Raw genomic sequence first — 19447 nt, 5'->3', positions numbered from 1 at the left:
AAAGATTTATTTGGCAACAGCCTGTTTCACACTGGTTGCTTCCGAGGAAATGAGCCGCTTCATCCGCTTTTTATCACGCTCTAATATGGGCTTTAAATATCGTCCTGTATAAGAGTTTTCACATTGCACCACTTTTTCAGGAGTTCCTGTCACAACGACCGTTCCTCCTTTATCCCCGCCTTCCGGTCCAAGGTCAATAATATAGTCGGCCGTCTTGATGACATCGAGATTATGCTCGATCACAAGCACCGTATTGCCGCTGTCGACAAGACGCTGCAATACCGTCAACAACCGGGCAATATCATCTGTATGCAACCCCGTTGTCGGCTCATCCAAAATATAGATGGAGCGCCCATTTGAACGCTTGTGCAATTCGGAAGCAAGCTTCACACGCTGGGCCTCTCCGCCCGAAAGCGTCGTGGCTGGTTGGCCCAACTTCATGTAACCAAGTCCGACATCCGTAATTGTTTGTAATTTTCTTTTGATCCTCGGGATATTTTCGAAAAACTCCAATGAGTCATCAATGGTCATATCAAGTACATCTGAGATATTTTTGCCTTTATATTTTACTTCCAGCGTTTCGCGGTTATACCTTTTTCCGTGGCACACTTCACATGGAACATACACATCAGGCAAAAAGTGCATTTCAATCTTGATAATTCCGTCCCCGCGGCAAGCTTCACAGCGGCCGCCTTTCACATTGAAACTGAAGCGGCCTTTTTTGTACCCGCGCACCTTTGCTTCGTTCGTGGCAGCAAACACGTCGCGTATATCATCAAATACGCCCGTATAGGTTGCCGGGTTTGATCTTGGCGTCCGGCCAATGGGCGACTGGTCGATATCTATGACTTTCTCCAAATGCTCCAAACCTTTGATTTCTTTATGCAAGCCGGGTTTTGCTTTTGCTTTGTGGAACTTTTGCGCTAATGTTTTATGCAAAATCTCATTTACGAGTGTGCTTTTTCCCGACCCGGAAACGCCGGTTACTGTAATAAAAACACCAAGTGGAAGCTTCACATTGACGTTTTTTAAATTGTTTTCTTTCGCACCTTTTATTTCCAGAAATCGGCCATCTCCCGGACGACGCTCTAACGGAATGGGAATGAATTTTACTCCAGACAAATACTCTCCCGTCAATGAGCCTGCTTGCTTCATCACTTCTTCGGGTGTTCCACACGCGACAACCTCACCGCCATGCACGCCCGCTCCCGGACCGATGTCAATGAGATAGTCAGCCGCAAGTATCGTATCTTCATCATGCTCCACGACGATAAGAGTATTGCCTATGTCGCGCATGCTTTTAAGCGTGTCGATCAATCTGTCGTTATCACGCTGATGAAGACCAATAGACGGTTCGTCCAATATATACAGCACTCCGGTCAGCCGGGAGCCGATTTGGGTGGCAAGCCTGATCCGTTGCGCCTCACCGCCTGATAATGTTCCGGCCGTACGACTCAACGTCAAGTAATCCAGACCGACATTCACCAAAAAGTGCAGGCGTTCAGATATTTCTTTTAAAATCAGGTTCGCAATTTGTTTTTCTTTTTCCGTCAAATGAATCGTTTGAAAAAACTGCTGCGCTTCCTTGATTGATAACTCGGTCACCTCGCCGATATGGTTGCCCTCCACTTTTACAGCGAGGCTTTCCACCCTCAACCGATAACCGTTACAGCTTTGGCAAGGATGTTCCGCCATATATCTTTCCATTTGCTCTCGGATATAATCAGAACTCGTCTCCTGATAACGCCGTTCCACATTTCTCAAAACCCCTTCAAACCGGATCTTGTTTTCGCGTATTTGCCCAAAGTCATTTTGATATCGGAACAAGATGACCTCATTTCCGGAACCATACAAAATTTTGTCCATTTGGGCTTTAGGCAAGTTCTTTACCGGAACATCCATATCAATGCCATAGTGATGGCAAACCGATTGTAACAACTGTGGATAATATCGGGAGCTCACCGGAATCCATGGGGCAATCGCACCCTCGTTCAACGTCAAATCCCAATCGGGAATGACAAGTTCTTTATCTACTTCGAGCTTGGAGCCGAGTCCGTCACAATCTGGGCACGCTCCAAATGGACTGTTGAAAGAAAACATGCGCGGTTCCAGCTTATTAATGGAAAAACCGCATTCCGGACATGCGAGCTGTTCGCTGAAAAGCAGTTCCTCTTCTCCAATGACATCAATGATGACTTTTCCATCCCCAAGGCCGAGAGCCGTTTCGAGGGAATCTGCCAGACGGCTTTCCACTCCCTCTTTAACAATAATGCGGTCAACTATGACTTCGATAGAGTGTTTTTTATTTTTTTCCAGGCGAATTTCTTCACTGAGATCAAGCGTTTCACCATTAACCCTGAGACGAACAAAGCCCTGCTTTTTAATCTCTTCCAGCACCTTAGCGTGTGTTCCCTTGCGTCCAGAAACGACAGGCGCCAGAACTTGAAGTCGTGTGCGCTCTGGATACGCCATGATTCGATCAACCATTTGTTCAATCGTTTGCGACGTAATTTCGATTCCGTGAATCGGACATACAGGTTTGCCGATTCGGGCAAACAGCAAACGCAAATAATCATAAATCTCTGTCACCGTACCGACAGTGGAGCGCGGATTCCGGCTCGTCGTCTTCTGGTCAATCGAGATCGCCGGAGACAGCCCTTCGATTGCATCGACGTCAGGCTTATCCATTTGTCCCAAGAACTGCCGTGCATAAGCAGAAAGTGATTCCACGTAGCGTCTTTGACCTTCTGCATAAATCGTATCGAATGCAAGCGAAGATTTCCCGGAGCCTGATAATCCCGTAACAACTACCAATTTATCTCTCGGGATTGTGACATCAATATTTTTTAAATTATGGGCCCGTGCGCCTTGAACAACTATTTTATCAAGTGCCATCGTCGTTTCATCCTTCCGCTTTTAGCTCCAAAATAGCGTCTCGAAGCTGTGCCGCTCTTTCAAAATCAAGCGCTTTGGCTGCTTCTTTCATTTCTATTTCCATTGAAGCAATCAGCTTTTCTTTTTCGTTTTTCGATAGTTTTTCCGTTTGATATTCGTATTCTGCGCCGTCTTCAGCCGCAACCGTCGCGCGAATGACGTCGCGAATATCTTTTTGAATGGTTGTTGGGATAATGCCATGTTTTCGATTGTACTCTTCTTGGATGGCGCGCCTCCGCTTTGTTTCGGAAATCGCTTTTTTCATCGAGTCTGTCACATTGTCGGCGTACATGATCACATGGCCGTTCGCATTCCGAGCGGCCCGGCCGATTGTTTGAATCAGTGAACGCTCGGAACGGAGGAATCCTTCCTTATCGGCATCAAGAATAGCTACAAGCGATACCTCCGGAATATCAAGCCCTTCCCGGAGCAAGTTGATACCGACAAGGACATCAAATTTGCCGACACGTAAATCCCGTATGATTTCTATTCGCTCAAGTGTTTTTATCTCCGAGTGCAAATACTGTACCTTGACCCCTACATCCTTCAAATAATCCGTTAAATCTTCCGACATTTTTTTCGTCAGCGTCGTAATAAGGACACGCTCGTTTTTGGCAACCCGATCCTGAATTTCGCCGAGCAAATCATCAATTTGGCCCTCAATTGGCCGGACATCAATGGTTGGATCCAACAGTCCGGTCGGACGGATAATTTGCTCCACCATTTTGGGTGTTTTTTCCAGTTCATAAGGGCCTGGTGTGGCCGACACAAAAATAACCTGGTGGATGTACTGCTCAAACTCTTCAAACTTGAGCGGCCGGTTATCTAAGGCTGACGGGAGGCGGAAACCGTGATCAACGAGCACCTGCTTCCTTGCCTGATCTCCATTATACATGCCGCGGATTTGCGGGAGTGTTACGTGTGATTCGTCAATGACTATTTGGAAGTCATCTGGAAAATAGTCGAGCAACGTGTATGGCGTTGCGCCTGGCGGTCTGAGCGTTAAATGACGGGAATAGTTTTCAATCCCTGAGCAAAAGCCCATTTCCCGCATCATTTCCAAATCATACCGGGTTCTTTGTTCTAGACGCTGGGCTTCGAGCAATTTATCTTCCGCACGCAGCTCGGCTAAACGCTCTTCCAGTTCTTCTTCTATATTCTTAATGGCAATTCTCAATTTATCTTCCGCTGTCACATAGTGGGAAGCCGGAAAAATAGCGGCATGTTCTCTGTCTCCCACTATTTCCCCCGTGAGGGCGTCGACCACTCGAATCCGGTCGATTTCATCTCCAAAAAATTCCACCCGTATGCATTGTTCTTCTCGCGCAATCGGGAAAATTTCGACGACATCCCCACGAACCCGAAAAGTTCCATTTGTAAATTCAATATCATTGCGCGCGTATTGTAGATCCACCAGCCTGCGAAGCAGATTGTTTCTTTCAATCTCCATTCCTGTCCGGAGAGAAAGGACGTGCTCACGGTATTCTGTCGGGGAACCGAGTCCGTAAATACAGGAAACACTCGCAATAATAATGACATCTTTCCGCTCAAATAAAGCTGACGTCGCCGAGTGCCTGAGTCTGTTGATCTCATCATTGACACTGGAGTCTTTTTCAATAAATGTATCTGTCTGGGGAACATAGGCCTCAGGTTGATAATAATCATAGAAACTGACAAAATATTCAACAGCATTGTTAGGAAAAAACTCTTTAAACTCACTATAAAGCTGACCGGCGAGCGTCTTGTTATGGGCAATGACGAGTGTCGGTTTGTTTACTTCCTTAATGACATTCGACACCGTAAACGTTTTTCCCGTTCCTGTTGCCCCCAAAAGCGTCTGATATTTTTTTCCGGAACGAATTCCTTCCACAAGCTGAGCAATCGCCTTTGGCTGATCGCCGGACGGCTTATAATTCGATACGATATCAAACTGATTGATCAAAGCCGCATCCTCCCTTTATCTGCTATCTATATGATCTTCCGACTGTTAATCGGAAAGGTAATGGATAAGATTCACATACATTCATTTTAACACAACATGCGCCTTCGTAAACAGTTTGGCCGAACATATTTTCGTATGACATTGCCATACAGAGCCGTTTGAAAAGGGCAGGCCTAAAAGACTATACCATTTTCGACCATTTATTATAAATTTCGGCAATTTTCGTTGTAAATAAAAAAATGGGGTGTTAAAATGTGGGTACATATGACTACCTTTCGATAATGGCAAACTTGATGAAAATCAGGGACGCAAAGCCACGGGCCTACGGGAAATCTATGGCAGCCGGGTTACCGAAGAAGGATGGATCTGGAAATGACGGAACTATTGTATCATTTTGTTCACTTTTTCCATGCAATAAAAATCCACCTTTTCTATCGGGTGGATTTTTTTGTTTGGAGGTGACACGACTATAAAACCTTTTATTGATTACTCCATTTATATTAAGAAGAAACAAATGATTAGAAGTGCGCGAAAATTTGGCCTAACAGCCGCTAAAACGGTTAAGCTTAGTCAAGAACTCGACCAATTATTAAACCTGAAACAAAAGGAATTATTAAAACAAGCGATGGATCAAACACAATAATGACACTCTTTGTATTCTGCAAGGTGATCCGATATTAGCGTAGTATGGAAAGAAGGGGCAACATTGAACTTTAAGAAGCTAGTTACATGGAAAAGGCGGCAAATACGCAGGCCGCCCATAAACTTGGAAGAAGCTTTTTCTATTGCATTCCAGCATTCCGAACATGCAATTTGCCTTTTTGACCATAAGGGCAACATCATTTTTTGCAATCAAAAAGGGCATGAACTGCTACATATAGCAGACATTGAAAATCCATCTGCTCTAAACATATTTGATCATATTTTTTCATATTTTAAAGTGAATAAGGCCGCTGACGAATCCATCCTCATTAGTGAGGCAACGGTCAAAGGCCCTGACAATCAACAGTTGAACACTGAGTTTACATTTATTCCGTTATCCATTGATGATGATTTATTAGGAGTTGTCGTCATCATCGAGCTGAAAACATGCCAAAAGCTTAATTATTTAAAAGGCGAACCAGGCTATTATCATGCCAAGAAATATGTCAATCAACGGCTTTCACATGTGGATAAAAATGACACCTTTGCTTTTTTTTATGTAACCATTGATGAACTGGATGACGTGATTGATGTATACGGACTTGAAGCAGGAGAAAAAGTGATTCAATCAATCGTTTCTCATATGACCAATAACGAAAAGAACGACGATATCGTTTTCCGCATCGAAGAAAATACTCTTGGCATTCTTCTAAAAGGGACAGAGCCAGACACTTACGACCAATACATTTCCGATGCTCAAAAGCTGATCAATCATATTGAAACCCCCTTCACCATAAACCATCAAGATCTTCAATTTACAGCAACAATCGGGGGAAGCATGTTTCCTTATGACGGGAAAAATTTTCAAACATTGTTTAAAAAAGCGCGAATTGCTTTGAAACATGCTGAAGAACGGGGAAACGGAAACTTCCAATTTTATTTGCCCGAGATGAAAGCAGAAACACTGAAAAAATTTGAATTGGAAGCCGACTTGCTAAAGGCCATACAAAATGAAGAGCTTTATGTAGAATACCAACCAAAAATTGATGTCCTTACTCAAAAAGCGATTGGAGCCGAGGCGCTTGTCCGTTGGGAGCATCCCTTCAAAGGGAATGTGGCACCCGCAACATTTATTCCGATGGCCGAAGAAAACGGGAAAGTCATTCAACTCATTGATGACTTTGTTATCCGTACGGTTTGCCAACAAATCCAGCAATGGAAAAAAGAGCAGGTCCCTTTTCATAAAATTTCCATAAACTTGTCAGCAAAAAGCTTTTTGAAAAATGACCTAATAGACAGGATAAGGCAGTGCTTGAAAGATTATTCTGTACCACCTTCTTCCATTGAACTGGAGTTAACGGAAAGTTCCTTGTTAAAATCAAGCGAACTCATCCGAAAGCAACTGGAAAAACTGGCGGAAATGGGCATCAGCATTGCTTTGGACGATTATGGCACAGGCTTTTCATCCATACACTATTTAAAGCAGTATCCATTCCATACGATCAAAATCGACAGATCCTTTATACATAACATCGTTCACAGTGTTGAAGATGAGATGATTGTTAAATTTATCATTGAATTGTCGAAAGGGCTGCAAAAAAAAGTAATCGCAGAAGGAGTGGAAACGAGTGCCCAATATCAACTCCTAAAAAAATACGGCTGCAATGAAGTGCAAGGTTTTCTGTTCAGCCGCTCCATCGCCGGCAAGGAAATCGCCAACATGTTTCTAAAAGACAAGGCGGTCTTAAAAGAAAAAGAAGTGGAAACAAGATTGCTATAACACGAGCGGCCGTTTAAACGGGAGCCCTCTACTATGAGATACAGCGAAACTGCTAGCAGGCGGAGCGTTGGGCCCATGCAGGCGTTGCTATACGAGGAAGTTTGCTTAGTCTGCCAACTCTAAGTCCCTCTGATAAAAATACACCAAAGGCCTGAGATCGCAGTGTCCTGTTGGCAACTTCAGAGAGCGACGTCCTTGAAAAAGCTTATAGCATCTTTTAGGCGCTGACGATGCTTTCAAATCTTTCCTTTTACCCTGTCACCTTCGCTTGCACTTGTACTGCTGTAGGCAGACATTCTTGAAAATATCGATGTGTCACTGCCGAAGTTTGCTCTGATTCTGTCGAACTAAGTCGAACGGCGTTTACATATCTCTGTTATAATAGAAGGGAAGGGCATTGACTTATTGCCCCCTTCCCGCTTCCTGACATAAGCGAATGTGAAATTCGCCTCGTCAAAAAGCACTTGACTCCCTATACCACCACCGCCATGGCTTCAAGGACTTTTTTCGAGCGTGTCAACTTTTTGCCTGCACACAAAACTCTATGATTAACTGCATGACAATCACGAGTATAAAAACAACAACACCATAAATAAACCCTAGCTTAATTAAGGGAAATTTCTTGCCACTAATACGGGAATTGAAAGCCCGGCCAATGGAATGGCTTCTTTGGAGCACTGTCGGGTTTGGTTTGTTTTACGCGCCACTTACATTTGCGGCCGGATCAGAAATGTAAAAACACTTCATGTCATCGGGATGTTCATTTCCGATTTATGAAGTGTTTTTCTTGTTTCTTTTTTTCATTATTGTCCAGTTCACGATAAAAAGACCAATCGTGAGCGACGCTGCCTCGATAATAATCACCCACCATTTATGCAAGTAACCATTATACGCAGACACGATTATCAGCGCCACGGTAAGCAAAAATCCCACAAGCCGGCTATAAGTCACCCTTGTAAAAAAGATCATAAAGAAAGCTGGCAAAAAGATTGCTGAAATGATTTTATCAATCATGGACATCCCCCCGTCTCAAACGATCGCCTATTACAAGTGTTTCCGATACGCTTGAAAAGTGCAAGCAGTTTTTTAATCGTTTTTGCTCGCTTCAACCATCTTTTCCGTAATCTCCACAAGTTCACTCTGCTCAATAAAGCGCTCCCGCAGCATATCCGGGAGGATTTCCTGCAAAAAGTACTGAACGCACGTCATTTCCTTAAATAATAGGATCGTACTTAAAGCTTCCTCGTAAATTTCCAAAAATAACGGCTCCGGATTTTCCTTCTGAATTTCGCCGAAGGATTCATATAATAAATCAATTTTATCCGCCACTGCCAAAATTCGCCCTTCAAGCGTTTCATCCTTCCCTTCCTTGAAACGCCCCAAGTAAACTTTCTGGAATTCTTTCGGAAATTCCCTTTCAATGAACTTCCGCGTCATCTCCTCCTCCACCTCATTGAAAAGCCGCTTCAATTCTGGGGAAGAATATTTCACCGGAGTTTTGATATCTCCTGTGAAAAGCTCGGCATAATCATGGTTTAAGGCTTTTTCATATAAAAGCCGCCAATCGACATCCTTGCCCGCCAACTCTTCTACCGTACCCAGAAACTGGGCAATTTTGGCCACCTTAAAAGAATGGCTGGCAACGGAATGTTCCTGAAACTTAAACTTCCCGGGACAGCGGTAAATCATCTCTAAGTCCGACAAGCTTTTAAAATAATGATGTATTCCCAATTGCATCACCCATCCATTTCTTTATTTTGAAGATTGTACCATGAGACCGGTTCCCTTCAAAGTGATTTTATCCCGACTTACCATATATAATGGAAAATAAACAAAGCTGCCCCGCACATACCGTACTTTTACCGGCTGCGGAAACAGCATTTCAAACTCCTATACTCTATCATCCAAACCTTCCGCTGATAAACCTTTCAGTGCGCTCGTCCTTTGGATTTGTAAACAACTCTTTCGTCCTTCCGCTTTCGATCAGCTTACCCATGTGAAAAAAAGCTGTATAATCCGATATGCGCGCCGCTTGCTGCATATCGTGGGTGACGAAGATGATCGTATAATTCTTTTTCAGTTCTCCGATCAACTGCTCCAATTTCCCGGTAGAAATCGGGTCGAGGGATGAGGTTGGTTCATCCAATAACAAAATTTCAGGCTGTAAAGCAATCGCTCTGGCGATGCAAAGCCTTTGCTGCTGCCCTCCCGATAACGTCAACGCCGAGCTGTGGAGCTTATCTTTTACTTCATCCCATAATGCGGCCATTTGCAGACTCTCTTCCACAATTTCCGCCAAGCGATGCTTATCTTTTACACCGTGGCGGATAGGTCCAAACGCCACATTTTGATAAACCGATTTGGCAAACACATTCGGCTCCTGAAAAACCATGCCAATCCGCTTTCTTAATTCAAATACATTGATGGATGGAGCATTTATATTGACCCCGCTGAATAAAATCGACCCTGACACGATACATCCTTCCACTTCGTCATTCATTCGGTTCAAACTGCGCAACAGAGTCGTTTTTCCGCAGCCGGATGGACCGATGAGCGCGGTGACATGGTTGGCTGAAAAACGAAGGGATACTTTGTAAATTCCATGCTTTTTTCTGTAATAAACACTTATAGATTTCGCTTCTATAGCGATCGTTTCTACTTGGGGTAGTGTTGTGATATCTACCGTTTTTTCCATCTGAAACACAGACATCCGGATTCGCGCCTCCCCTATTTGCTTGAAGAAGTGAGTCTTCGGTAAACGAAAGCTCCAATGATACGGGCACTGATATTACAAATAAAGATGGACAAGATGAGAAGAAGGGTCGCACCACTTGAAATCGCTTCTGCATCAGGTACAATACTTTCCCCATTCACCTTCCAAATATGAACTGCGAGCGTCTCGGCCGGTCTCATCGGATTGAGCGGAGAGGAAGGGGAGAACGGATTCCAATTCGCAAAATCGAGATTGGGCGAGCTCATACCCGCCGTATAAATGAGGGCTCCCGCTTCACCAAACACTCTTCCAGCCCCTAAAATCATCCCCGTAACGATCTCCGGAAGCGCAGCGGGCAAGACGATATGAGCAATTGTTTCCCACTGGGAAACACCAAGGGCCAGACCAGCCTGTTTTTGTTGCTTGGGGACGCTTCGTACCGATTCTTCAACGACTTGGACCAAGAGCGGCATATTAAAAATGGCTAATGCCACTGCCCCTGATAAAATGGAAAAACCCCAGCCCATATGGACGACAAAGGTGAGAAAAATAAAAATTCCTATCACAATCGACGGAAGTGATGCCAGCATTTCAATTAAAGCTCTTATCCATTCAGTCCAAACATTTTTCTTGGCGTACTCGGCCAGATAAATGCCTGCCCCCAGAGCGACAGGCGTTGCCATCAACATGGAAAGGACCATTAAATAAAAGGAATTAAACAGTTGCGGACCTATCCCTCCCCCTTCTGCAAATATGTTCGGAGGCGATGTGATAAATTCCCGGCTTATTTGGGGAAATCCTTGATAAACACTATAGCCGAGCAGGGCTGCCAAAACGACAACAAGAACTGCGGCAATCAAATAAAACACTATAGTCGCTATCCGATTTGCCACTTTTCGGTTCATGAAAAAGTTCTCCTTAAATTTCCTGTCAACCGCATGAAAATCATGAAAATACAGGACATCGCCATTAAAATAAGAGCAAGAGACCATAAAGCGTTATTTTCCGTCTGGCCCATTACCGTATTGCCCATTCCCATAGTTAATATGCTCGTGATTGTAGCAGCAGGCTGAAACAGTGAGTCGGGAATCACCACAGCGTTTCCTATCACCATTTGTACCGCCAATGATTCTCCAAAAGCACGGGATATACCAAAAATGACGGCTGAACATAAACCGGGGCGGGCAATCGTCATCACCATTCGAGAAATCGTTTGCCAACGTGTGGCACCGAGAGCAAGAGAAGCCTCCCTAAATTCTGGAGGCACCCGTTTTAGAGCATTGACCGCTAAACATGTCACCGTAGGCAACATCATCGCAGATAGTACAACGGCTGCCGCCGCCACTCCAAAACCGCTTCCCCCGATATGATTTCTAATCAGTGGCACGATCATGCTTAATCCCAAAAAACCATATACGACAGAAGGAATTCCGATTAACAATTCCAATACCGGCTGCAAAAATGTTTTGCCTATTCGCGGCGAAATTTCATTTATAAATATGGCTGCCCCGATGGCGATCGGGGCAGTGGCCAGCACCGACAGGATCGTCACCGAAAATGACCCCAAAATCAACGGCAACGCGCCGATCAAAGGCTTTCCCAACCCGTTGACCGCCCCCGGATCCCAGATGTGCCCAGTTAAAAAAACGAATATGCTTCCATCATTTACGATAAATGGCGTCAGCCCTTTCCATAGCACAAAAGCAAGAATAAATAGGGCTATAGATAGAGCAATCCATGCCGCCCCTCGCAGGGCCATCCGCACTGTTCGTTCTATTTTGGATTTAGGATTTGCCTGATACAAAGGATGCAAATCTATCATTGATTTTCCCAAAAAATGCTCCTCCTATGGTACCTACTATTTTTCAATCACATTTCCTTCCGCATCCCGCTCGACAGCCATTTCACGAACCGGGAGATAATTCATCTCAGGCACAAGCCCTTCTTGAACCTCATCGGATAACATATAATCCAGAAACGATTTCGTTAACCCCGTCGGCTCTCCATTTGTATACATGTGCTGATATGCCCAAATCTTCCAATAGTTTGTACTGACATTTTCCAATGTCGGTTCAATGCCATCAATGGCCAAAGCAATAACAGAATCATCAAAATAAGAGAATGAAAGATAGCTGATTGCTCCAGGGGTTTCACTTACAATTTTCCTGACAGTCCCGGAAGAATCCTGCTCCATTCCGGGTGCTGGCTCGGCCTCTTTAAGCCCGATCTGCTCAAATACCTCTCTTGTACCGGAACCTTTCGCCCGATGAATGATCACGATCTCCTCGTCTTTTCCTCCCACTTCTTTCCAATTCTTTACTTTTCCGGTAAAAATATCGATCAATTGTTCATGTGAAATATTGGCAACACCAGTATCCGGATGTGTGACCGGCCCCATTCCAGTAACAGCTACTTTATGATCAACGAGTTGGGAAGGATCGACACCCGCTTTTTCCTCGGCAAATAAATCGGCATTTCCAATATCAACATATCCTTCGCTAATACTGCTCAAGCCTGTTCCACTGCCCCCTCCCTGTACATGGATGGCCGCATCCGGATGCATACTTGTAAATTGTTGGGCAGCCGCTTCTACTAATGGCTGCAGAGCACTTGATCCCACGATCGTTATCGAACCTGAAAGGTCTTCTGATGTGGGAGCGGCATCTGTTTGGCCTTTGCCAATGCACCCAGATGCCACCGCCATGGCAAAAATAAGAGCCAACATCTCCATATACCTTTTCCTCAAGGTAAAAAACCCCCTTTATGATGAAAGCAGGCTAGCATATTCAATGTACTATTTCATATTTAAGAATGCGTTCAAGCAGTATGAAAGCTATGTAAAAAAGCAGTAAAAGATGTGAGTTTCGCAACGAAAAACAACCAATTCCTTTGTCTCCCTATTTGTCTGCAATCTATCAATCAAGCGATCTTCATTTTTCCTTAATAAAATATTTACAAATCCTTTACATTAGATTAACCGCACCTTGATAAAGTCCGCTTATGATGATCATGTAGTAAACATCACATAAACACAGGGGGAAAATTATCAATGAAATTGAAGCCCGCATTGGCAACACTCACTTTATCTTTTGGATTGCTGCTCACTGCTTGCGGTAATGGGGACGGCAGCAACTCTGACAACGAGAAAAATTCAAGTGGGAACAATTCAAAAAGCGCGGAAGAACTATCCGGAACAGTCGGTATTGACGGATCATCAACCGTCTTTCCAATCATGGAAGCCGTATCTGAAGAATATGCTGCCGAGCAGCCTGACGTAAAAGCCCCCGTAGGAGTATCCGGAACGGGTGGAGGATTTAATAAGTTCATCGCTGGCGAAACAGATATCAGCAACGCATCCCGGCCTATTAAAGATGAGGAAGCAGCTAAGTTAAAAGAGGCTGGAATAGAATACACGGAATTTAAAATTGCCTATGACGGCCTTTCGGTTGTCGTAAATAAAGATAATGACTTTGTGGACAAACTAACAGTTGATGAGTTGAAAAAAATGTGGTTGGAAAGCGGAAAGGTAAAAACGTGGGCGGACGTCCGTGAAGGATGGCCGGAAGAACCAATTTCTTTCTTCAGCCCAGGAACAGATTCCGGAACATATGACTATTGGAATGAAGTCATTTTGGAAGAAGAGCAAATGAGAAAAGATGCTACTTTATCTGAAGATGACAATGTGCTTGTACAAGGTGTCATGGGAGACAAAGGCGCCATCGCATTTTTCGGTTACGCGTACTACATTGAAAATAAAGACGACCTGAAAATCGTTCCGATTGTAAACAGCAAAGGAGAAGCAATTACTCCTGACAATGACACGATCATGAACGGCGAGTATGAGCCGCTTTCACGTCCACTGTTCTTTTATGTAAACAATAAATCAATTGCTGAAAAAGAACATGTATATGATTACGTAAAATTCGCACTTGAAAATGCAAGTTCTTTATCTGAAGATGTAGGCTATATCAGCCTCCAGGAAAAAGAATATGAGGATGGCTTGGCAAAGTTGGAAGAACTTAAAAAGTAATGTTACAGGTGAGGGGATTGGTATCCCCTCACCTTCACTAATGAATAGATGAGGAGTTTTCCAATGGAACTGAAAAATGAGCAAATCTCCATTGCAAAAATGATTGAAGAAAATAAAAGAAAGAATAAATTTAAACAGGGATTGGCCGAAAAATCCGTTCCGGTTTTTTTGTTTTTAATGGCTATTATCTCTATTTTAACGACCATTGGCATTGTTGCTACACTCCTATTTGAAACCTTCACATTTTTCAGCCGTGTTGACTTTATACATTTTATAACGAGCAAAGAATGGCTTCCCTTTTTTGAAGCGGATCCAAAATATGGCATCATTTCTCTTATATCCGGAACATTGCTCGTTGCCTTGATCGCTGTGATCGTGGCATTTCCGCTTGGCCTCGCAGCTGCTATTTATTTAAGTGAATACGCAAGTGAAAGAGCAAGAAAGGTGATTAAACCGATTTTGGAAGTATTGGCCGGTATCCCTACGATTGTTTACGGTTTTTTTGCACTTACATTTGTAACGCCCGTCCTTCAAAAAATAATCCCTGACCTTAACTTCTTCAATGCTTTAAGTCCGGGAATCGTTGTCGGTATTATGATCATCCCATCTATTGCTTCATTATCGGAAGATGCCATGTCGGCAGTTCCAAGGTCGATGAGGGAAGGGGCATTGGCGCTCGGCTCCACAAAGCTTGAAGTATCTTTGAAAGTCGTATTGCCCGCTGCATTATCAGGCATTATCGCCTCCTTTGTCCTCGGGCTTTCTCGGGCAATAGGTGAGACGATGATTGTAACGATTGCCGGAGGCGCTAAGCCTAACCTCACTTTCGATCCAACAGAAACGATACAAACGATGACCGCCTATATTGTTCAGGTGAGCCTCGGAGATGCTGCCTATGGTTCAACGATTTACTACAGCATTTATGCAGTTGGAATGACACTCTTTGTCTTCACGCTCATTATGAACTTGATTGCTCAATGGATTTCAAGGCGATTTAGGGAGGAATATTAATGGAACTCATCAATAAAGCCGAGGTTAAAAAAAGAATCGGCAGCCGGCTCATAAAAAACACCATTTCCAAATGGCTGTTTATGCTGGCTACGTCGATAGGTTTGATTGTCTTGGCCATCCTCATTTATCGTATAATGAGTCAAGGCATCCGATATTTGGACCTTGATTTTCTGACAAACTTTGCCTCCCGCAAACCAGAAGAGTCTGGAATTAAGGCCGCCATCTTTGGGACCTTGTGGGTGATGGCGATTACCGGGCCGGTCTCGATTATTTTAGGTGTCGGTTGTGCGATTTACCTTGAGTTATACGCGAAAAAAAATCGCTTTACACGTTTTATCCAAGTAAATATTTCCAACTTGGCGGGTGTCCCTTCCATCGTCTTCGGTCTTTTGGGCCTGACGGTTTTTGTAAGGATGTTGGAAATGGGCAGAAGTGTTCTCGCCGGTGGTTTAACCATGAGTTTGTTGATCCTTCCCGTTATTGTCGTAGCATCACAAGAAGCGCTCCGGGCCGTTCCGAAGGATCTTCAAGAAGCCTCCTACGGAATGGGAGCAACGAAATGGCAAACGATTCGTCGCGTCATTTTACCGGCGGCCATTCCGGGAATCTTAACCGGTTCGATCTTGGCATTATCACGTGCAGTCGGTGAAACAGCCCCACTCATTATGATCGGAGCGATGACTTTTATCGCATTTATTCCAGAAAGCATCTGGTCGGGCTTTACCGTTATGCCAATCCAAATATACAACTGGACAAGCAGACCGCAAGCAGAGTTTCATGATGTAGCCGCTGCAGGAATTATTGTCCTTCTGTTCATGCTCATTTTGATGAACTCGATTGCCATTATTATCAGAAACAAGTTTTCAAAACGCTATTAAAACCGAAAGGGAGGACTTTATATGTCGGCTATGACTATAAAGGCAGTACAGAAAGCTCCGGAAACAACCAAAAAAAGCCGTGTTGAACAGAATACTGTTTTTGAAGCTAAAGAATTAAACCTCTGGTACGGAGAAGACCAGGCTTTAAAAAACATCAATATTGCCATTGCCGAAAATAACGTTACCGCCATTATCGGACCATCCGGTTGCGGCAAGTCCACATTTGTCAAATCCCTTAACCGTATGGTCGATTTGATTCCGACTGTAAAAATGTCTGGACAGTTATTATATAGAGATCAAAATATATTAGACCGCAAGTACGGAGTAGAGGAATTGAGAACGAAAGTGGGCATGGTGTTTCAAAAGCCCAACCCGTTTCCGAAATCCATTTATGAAAATGTTATATACGGCCCGGTCATTCACGGCATTCGGGATAAAAAAATTCTCCGTGAAATTGCAGAAAAAAGCTTAAAGGGTGCAGCCCTTTGGAATGAGGTAAAGGACCGCTTACATGAAAACGCCTATGGCCTTTCCGGAGGACAACAACAGCGCCTATGTATCGCGAGATGTTTAGCAGTGGAACCGGATGTTATCTTGATGGATGAACCTACTTCGGCACTTGACCCCATCTCGACAATGAAAGTCGAAGAGTTGGTGCAAGAGCTAAAGCAAAAATACAGTATTATCATCGTTACTCATAATATGCAGCAAGCTGCAAGAATTTCAGATAAGACAGCCTTTTTCCTGAACGGGGAGCTCATTGAGTTCGATGATACTTCCATCATGTTTTCCAACCCTTCCGATCAAAGAACGGAAGACTATATTACCGGACGCTTCGGTTAAAAAAGGAGGACACTTAATATGCTCAGATCCCAGTTTGAAGAGCAATTAAAGGAACTGCACCAACAGCTTCTCACGATGGGCATCATGGTGGAAGAGGCAGTACACAAATCGGTCAAATCGCTCGTTCAAAAGGATATTCCGCTTGCAGAAGCCGTCATTGAAGGCGACAAGCTGATCAACGATGCCGAAGTCAACATTGAAAAATCTTGTTTTTCCTTGATCGCTTTGCAACAGCCCGTCGGGAGCGATTTGAGAAGAATTGCCATGACGTTGAAAGTAGCGACAGACTTGGAGCGTATGGCGGACCACGCCGTCAGCATCGCCAAAGCAACCATTCATTTAAAAGATGAAACCTATGCGAAACCGCTGGTGGATATCCCGTTAATGGCGGAACTCGCCCAAAAAATGCTTCGCGATACGCTCGATGCGTATATCGAAATGAACAAGGATGAAGCCATCGCCATTTCCAAACGGGATGATGAAGTTGATGCTTATTTTAAAAAGATTTTTCTTGATCTGATTGATTTAATGAAAAGTGACCGGGCATCCATAAGCCAATCATCACACCTCTTGCTTGTTGCCCAGTATTTGGAACGAATCGGTGATTACACAACAAACATTTGCGAGTGGATTGTTTATATGGCAGCCGGTAAAATGATCGAACTAAATAATTAAGATACGATGCTTCAACAGCGGTAATTATTATCGGAGCATGTTAGCCGCCCTCACTGAGAAGAAGCGAAAATCCGCAATCATTGTTCACCCGCTGCCCGGCTTTAAGCTATGGCGTTTAGACCAATGTTCAGATGTTTTTGGAATGGTTCGTCCCAATGATTAAGTTTGTAGACCAGGAGACTCTCCACAAAAAAAGCCCCGAAAGATTGAATGCTTTCGGGGCCTTTACATGTTTGCTTGTTTTTTCGGGAGGGTCACTGTAAAAATGGTCCCCTCTCCTTCTTCACTTTCTACTTTAATGGAACCATGATGCGATTCTATCAAGTGTTTCACGATGGCAAGACCGAGTCCCGTCCCGCCAGAATCACGCGCTCTTGCCTTATCAACTCTGTAAAAACGCTCAAAAATACGTGGAAGATCTTTTTTCGAGATCCCAATGCCGTTATCTTGAACACGAATATCAACTTCGTTTTCCCTTTCCGAAACGGATACGGAAATCTTTCCGCCCTCAGGCGTATAGACGACCGCGTTGGAGACGAGATTTAAAATAATTTGCTGAATCCGGTCTCTTTCTCCTTCCACCCATACATTTGTGTTGTCAGGAAGTTCAAGCTCAAGCCCTTTTGTCTTCACTTCTTTTCGAATGGTCTCCGCCACGTTACGGATGACTTCCGTCACGTTTACCTCTTCAACTATCGGTGTAACGAGATGCTGTTCAATTTTGGATAGATGTAAAATATCATTGATGAGCCGATGCAGCCGCACACTTTCTTTATGAATAATATTCAAGAAATCGTGGAGCAACTCCTCATCATCCATGGCTCCATCGAGCAGCGTTTCCGCAAACCCTTTAACAGAAGTAATTGGCGTTTTCAATTCATGCGAAACGTTTGCCACAAACTCGCTGCGCATTTTCTCGAGACGCCGGATATCCGTAATATCATGAAGAACCGCAACGATGCCCTTTAATTCGTTCCTTTTTCCAACATAAGGGGCTAAGTGGGCATCCAGTATCCGTTCATCTGGAAAATAAAATTGGATTTCATCTCTAATTTCCTTGCCTTCAAGGAGACATTGATCAATAAGGCGGCTCAGATCAGCGCTTTTTCCCACCTCTACGTGCAATTTGCCTTTTAGCGTTTCTGGTTCAAGCCCCAGCATGTCCCCCATGGCACGGTTGGCGAGTAAAATCCTTCCGTCCTTATCAACGAGCAGTACCCCGCTTTTCATGTAGGTTAACACACCCATCAGCTGCTGCTCATTTTCCTGGATTTGTTCCATTTGGCTTTTCAAGCTGGCCGCCAATACGTTGATGGCGTTTGCAAGCCGCCCCAGTTCACCTTTTGGCTGCATTCTCACTCTTGCAGAATAATCTTTATCCTTTAACCGTTCGGATACCGTAATCATTTCTTCAATCGGCTTGGCAATCCCTTTTGCCATTCTGACCCCGACGATTGTCGTTAACAGCATCGCTGTAAAAAGAACAAATGTCAATGTGGCTGTCAGGTGCTCGATTGCCTGTTCCACCTTCTCCAAGGATAGTGATGTCCGAACAACACCTTTTACCTGGTCACCTTCAATCATGGGGATCGTGACGTACATCATGTTGTACCCCAATGTTTTACTATAGCGAATCGATATCCCCGAGTCCTTTCCGCTTTTTATAATCTGCCGAACTTCCGGCCTGTCGGCATGATTTTCCATGGCAGAAGGGTTGTCCTCTGAATCGGCAAGCACATGTCCGTCCCGGTCAATCACTGTAATTCGTGAAGTAATGGTCTTGGAAAGCTCTTTTACCTGTTCCTGCAGCCTTACTTCGCTATCAGTGCCCGTGTTAATGGCTCTTACAGTTAATTGCGCCATTTCGTATAGTTGGTCCTTTTTGAGATCCATGTATGTATCCTTTACTTTGTCGGCTATAAAAAAACCGGAAACAAGCAATGCGATAGACATTAATAAAAGAAAAGAAAAAGTAATCCGAAGCCATAATTTTTGCATT

At 44.0% G+C, this 19447-nt stretch carries 16 protein-coding genes, 1 pseudogene and 1 riboswitch; of the genes and pseudogenes, 8 read left to right on the top strand and 9 right to left on the bottom strand.

Features of this window, described 5'->3' with window-relative positions:
* Nucleotides 1–6: 6 nt before the first annotated feature.
* Nucleotides 7–2895, bottom strand: coding sequence for an excinuclease ABC subunit UvrA (uvrA, locus tag JOC94_RS03980; protein WP_205178723.1), 2889 nt, complete (start codon nucleotides 2893–2895; stop codon nucleotides 7–9).
* A gap of 7 nt (nucleotides 2896–2902) precedes the next feature.
* Nucleotides 2903–4876, bottom strand: coding sequence for an excinuclease ABC subunit UvrB (uvrB, locus tag JOC94_RS03975; RefSeq protein ID WP_205178715.1), 1974 nt, complete (start codon nucleotides 4874–4876; stop codon nucleotides 2903–2905).
* Nucleotides 4877–5149: 273 nt separating this feature from the next.
* A riboswitch (cyclic di-GMP riboswitch) is annotated at nucleotides 5150–5231 on the top strand.
* A gap of 93 nt (nucleotides 5232–5324) precedes the next feature.
* On the opposite strand from uvrB, the gene JOC94_RS03970 reads away from it, so the two are divergent.
* The 3 genes and pseudogenes from JOC94_RS03970 to JOC94_RS03960 all read left to right on the top strand — a co-directional run.
* Nucleotides 5325–5519 carry an aspartyl-phosphate phosphatase Spo0E family protein gene (locus JOC94_RS03970; protein WP_077112888.1) on the top strand — a complete coding sequence of 65 codons (195 nt, stop codon included), beginning with the start codon at nucleotides 5325–5327 and terminating at the stop codon, nucleotides 5517–5519.
* Nucleotides 5520–5582: 63 nt separating this feature from the next.
* Entirely contained in the window at nucleotides 5583–7298 is a 1716-nt protein-coding gene (locus JOC94_RS03965) for a sensor domain-containing protein (RefSeq protein ID WP_077112889.1), read from the top strand.
* Nucleotides 7299–7890: 592 nt separating this feature from the next.
* A pseudogene (locus JOC94_RS03960) lies at nucleotides 7891–8019 on the top strand (multidrug resistance efflux transporter family protein); the annotation flags it as partial.
* Nucleotides 8020–8069: 50 nt separating this feature from the next.
* Here the strand turns inward: JOC94_RS03960 and JOC94_RS03955 are convergent.
* The 6 genes from JOC94_RS03955 to JOC94_RS03930 all read right to left on the bottom strand — a co-directional run bounded on the left by JOC94_RS03955 (nucleotide 8070) and on the right by JOC94_RS03930 (nucleotide 12757).
* Nucleotides 8070–8312 (bottom strand): DUF2198 family protein, encoded by a 243-nt coding sequence (locus tag JOC94_RS03955; protein WP_077112890.1) that lies wholly within the window; start codon nucleotides 8310–8312, stop codon nucleotides 8070–8072.
* 72 nt (nucleotides 8313–8384) lie between these two features.
* Entirely contained in the window at nucleotides 8385–9029 is a 645-nt protein-coding gene (locus tag JOC94_RS03950) for an HD domain-containing protein (RefSeq protein ID WP_077112923.1), read from the bottom strand.
* A gap of 169 nt (nucleotides 9030–9198) precedes the next feature.
* Nucleotides 9199–10008, bottom strand: coding sequence for a phosphate ABC transporter ATP-binding protein PstB (gene pstB, locus JOC94_RS03945; protein WP_077112891.1), 810 nt, complete (start codon nucleotides 10006–10008; stop codon nucleotides 9199–9201).
* Nucleotides 10009–10025: 17 nt separating this feature from the next.
* A complete protein-coding gene (gene pstA / locus JOC94_RS03940; RefSeq protein WP_077112892.1) occupies nucleotides 10026–10916 on the bottom strand; it encodes a phosphate ABC transporter permease PstA in 891 nt (296 codons plus the stop codon).
* Entirely contained in the window at nucleotides 10913–11833 is a 921-nt protein-coding gene (gene pstC / locus JOC94_RS03935) for a phosphate ABC transporter permease subunit PstC (RefSeq protein ID WP_077112924.1), read from the bottom strand. Before pstC (JOC94_RS03935) ends, pstA (JOC94_RS03940) begins: the two co-directional genes overlap by 4 nt.
* 36 nt (nucleotides 11834–11869) lie before the next feature.
* Complete coding sequence (locus JOC94_RS03930; RefSeq protein ID WP_077112893.1) at nucleotides 11870–12757, bottom strand: phosphate ABC transporter substrate-binding protein PstS family protein; 888 nt, start codon at nucleotides 12755–12757, stop codon at nucleotides 11870–11872.
* Nucleotides 12758–13060: 303 nt separating this feature from the next.
* Between JOC94_RS03930 and JOC94_RS03925 the strand changes: the two genes are divergently transcribed.
* The 5 genes from JOC94_RS03925 (at nucleotide 13061) to phoU (ending at nucleotide 17448) form a co-directional block, all read left to right on the top strand.
* Nucleotides 13061–14041 (top strand): PstS family phosphate ABC transporter substrate-binding protein, encoded by a 981-nt coding sequence (locus JOC94_RS03925; protein WP_077112894.1) that lies wholly within the window; start codon nucleotides 13061–13063, stop codon nucleotides 14039–14041.
* A 63-nt stretch (nucleotides 14042–14104) separates the two neighbouring features.
* A complete protein-coding gene (gene pstC / locus JOC94_RS03920) occupies nucleotides 14105–15052 on the top strand; it encodes a phosphate ABC transporter permease subunit PstC (RefSeq protein ID WP_083717624.1) in 948 nt (315 codons plus the stop codon).
* Nucleotides 15052–15930: a phosphate ABC transporter permease PstA gene (gene pstA / locus JOC94_RS03915; protein WP_077112896.1), complete on the top strand. Its 879-nt coding sequence runs from the start codon at nucleotides 15052–15054 to the stop codon at nucleotides 15928–15930. The genes pstC (JOC94_RS03920) and pstA (JOC94_RS03915) overlap by 1 nt, the downstream gene beginning before the upstream one ends.
* A gap of 30 nt (nucleotides 15931–15960) precedes the next feature.
* The gene (gene pstB, locus JOC94_RS03910; RefSeq protein WP_139345682.1) at nucleotides 15961–16773 is read left to right on the top strand and encodes a phosphate ABC transporter ATP-binding protein PstB; all 813 of its coding nucleotides are present in this window, start codon (nucleotides 15961–15963) and stop codon (nucleotides 16771–16773) included.
* 18 nt (nucleotides 16774–16791) lie between these two features.
* Complete coding sequence (gene phoU / locus JOC94_RS03905; protein WP_077112898.1) at nucleotides 16792–17448, top strand: phosphate signaling complex protein PhoU; 657 nt, start codon at nucleotides 16792–16794, stop codon at nucleotides 17446–17448.
* Between the two features lie 225 nt (nucleotides 17449–17673).
* Here phoU and pnpS read toward each other — a convergent pair whose 3' ends face one another.
* Complete coding sequence (gene pnpS, locus JOC94_RS03900; RefSeq protein WP_205178713.1) at nucleotides 17674–19446, bottom strand: two-component system histidine kinase PnpS; 1773 nt, start codon at nucleotides 19444–19446, stop codon at nucleotides 17674–17676.
* Nucleotide 19447: the final 1 nt, after the last annotated feature.

Origin of the sequence: Siminovitchia thermophila, from assembly GCF_016909185.1 — a bacterium.
GTDB lineage: Bacteria > Bacillota > Bacilli > Bacillales > Bacillaceae_C > Siminovitchia > Siminovitchia thermophila.
The sequence above is the reverse complement of the archived record's forward strand: the minus strand, read 5'-3'. Positions and strand labels throughout refer to the sequence as shown.

Excerpts from the sequence above, each read along its gene's own strand:
- pstA (WP_077112892.1), bottom strand. The coding sequence starts at position 10,916 with ATGAACCGAAAAGTGGCAAATCGGATAGCGACTATAGTGTTTTATTTG.
- phoU (WP_077112898.1), top strand. The coding sequence starts at position 16,792 with ATGCTCAGATCCCAGTTTGAAGAGCAATTAAAGGAACTGCACCAACAG.
- pstB (WP_139345682.1), top strand. The coding sequence starts at position 15,961 with ATGACTATAAAGGCAGTACAGAAAGCTCCGGAAACAACCAAAAAAAGC.
- uvrA (WP_205178723.1), bottom strand. The coding sequence starts at position 2,895 with ATGGCACTTGATAAAATAGTTGTTCAAGGCGCACGGGCCCATAATTTA.
- pstC (WP_077112924.1), bottom strand. The coding sequence starts at position 11,833 with ATGATAGATTTGCATCCTTTGTATCAGGCAAATCCTAAATCCAAAATA.
- pnpS (WP_205178713.1), bottom strand. The coding sequence starts at position 19,446 with ATGCAAAAATTATGGCTTCGGATTACTTTTTCTTTTCTTTTATTAATG.
- pstA (WP_077112896.1), top strand. The coding sequence starts at position 15,052 with ATGGAACTCATCAATAAAGCCGAGGTTAAAAAAAGAATCGGCAGCCGG.
- JOC94_RS03925 (WP_077112894.1), top strand. The coding sequence starts at position 13,061 with ATGAAATTGAAGCCCGCATTGGCAACACTCACTTTATCTTTTGGATTG.
- pstC (WP_083717624.1), top strand. The coding sequence starts at position 14,105 with ATGGAACTGAAAAATGAGCAAATCTCCATTGCAAAAATGATTGAAGAA.
- pstB (WP_077112891.1), bottom strand. The coding sequence starts at position 10,008 with ATGTCTGTGTTTCAGATGGAAAAAACGGTAGATATCACAACACTACCC.
- JOC94_RS03955 (WP_077112890.1), bottom strand. The coding sequence starts at position 8,312 with ATGATTGATAAAATCATTTCAGCAATCTTTTTGCCAGCTTTCTTTATG.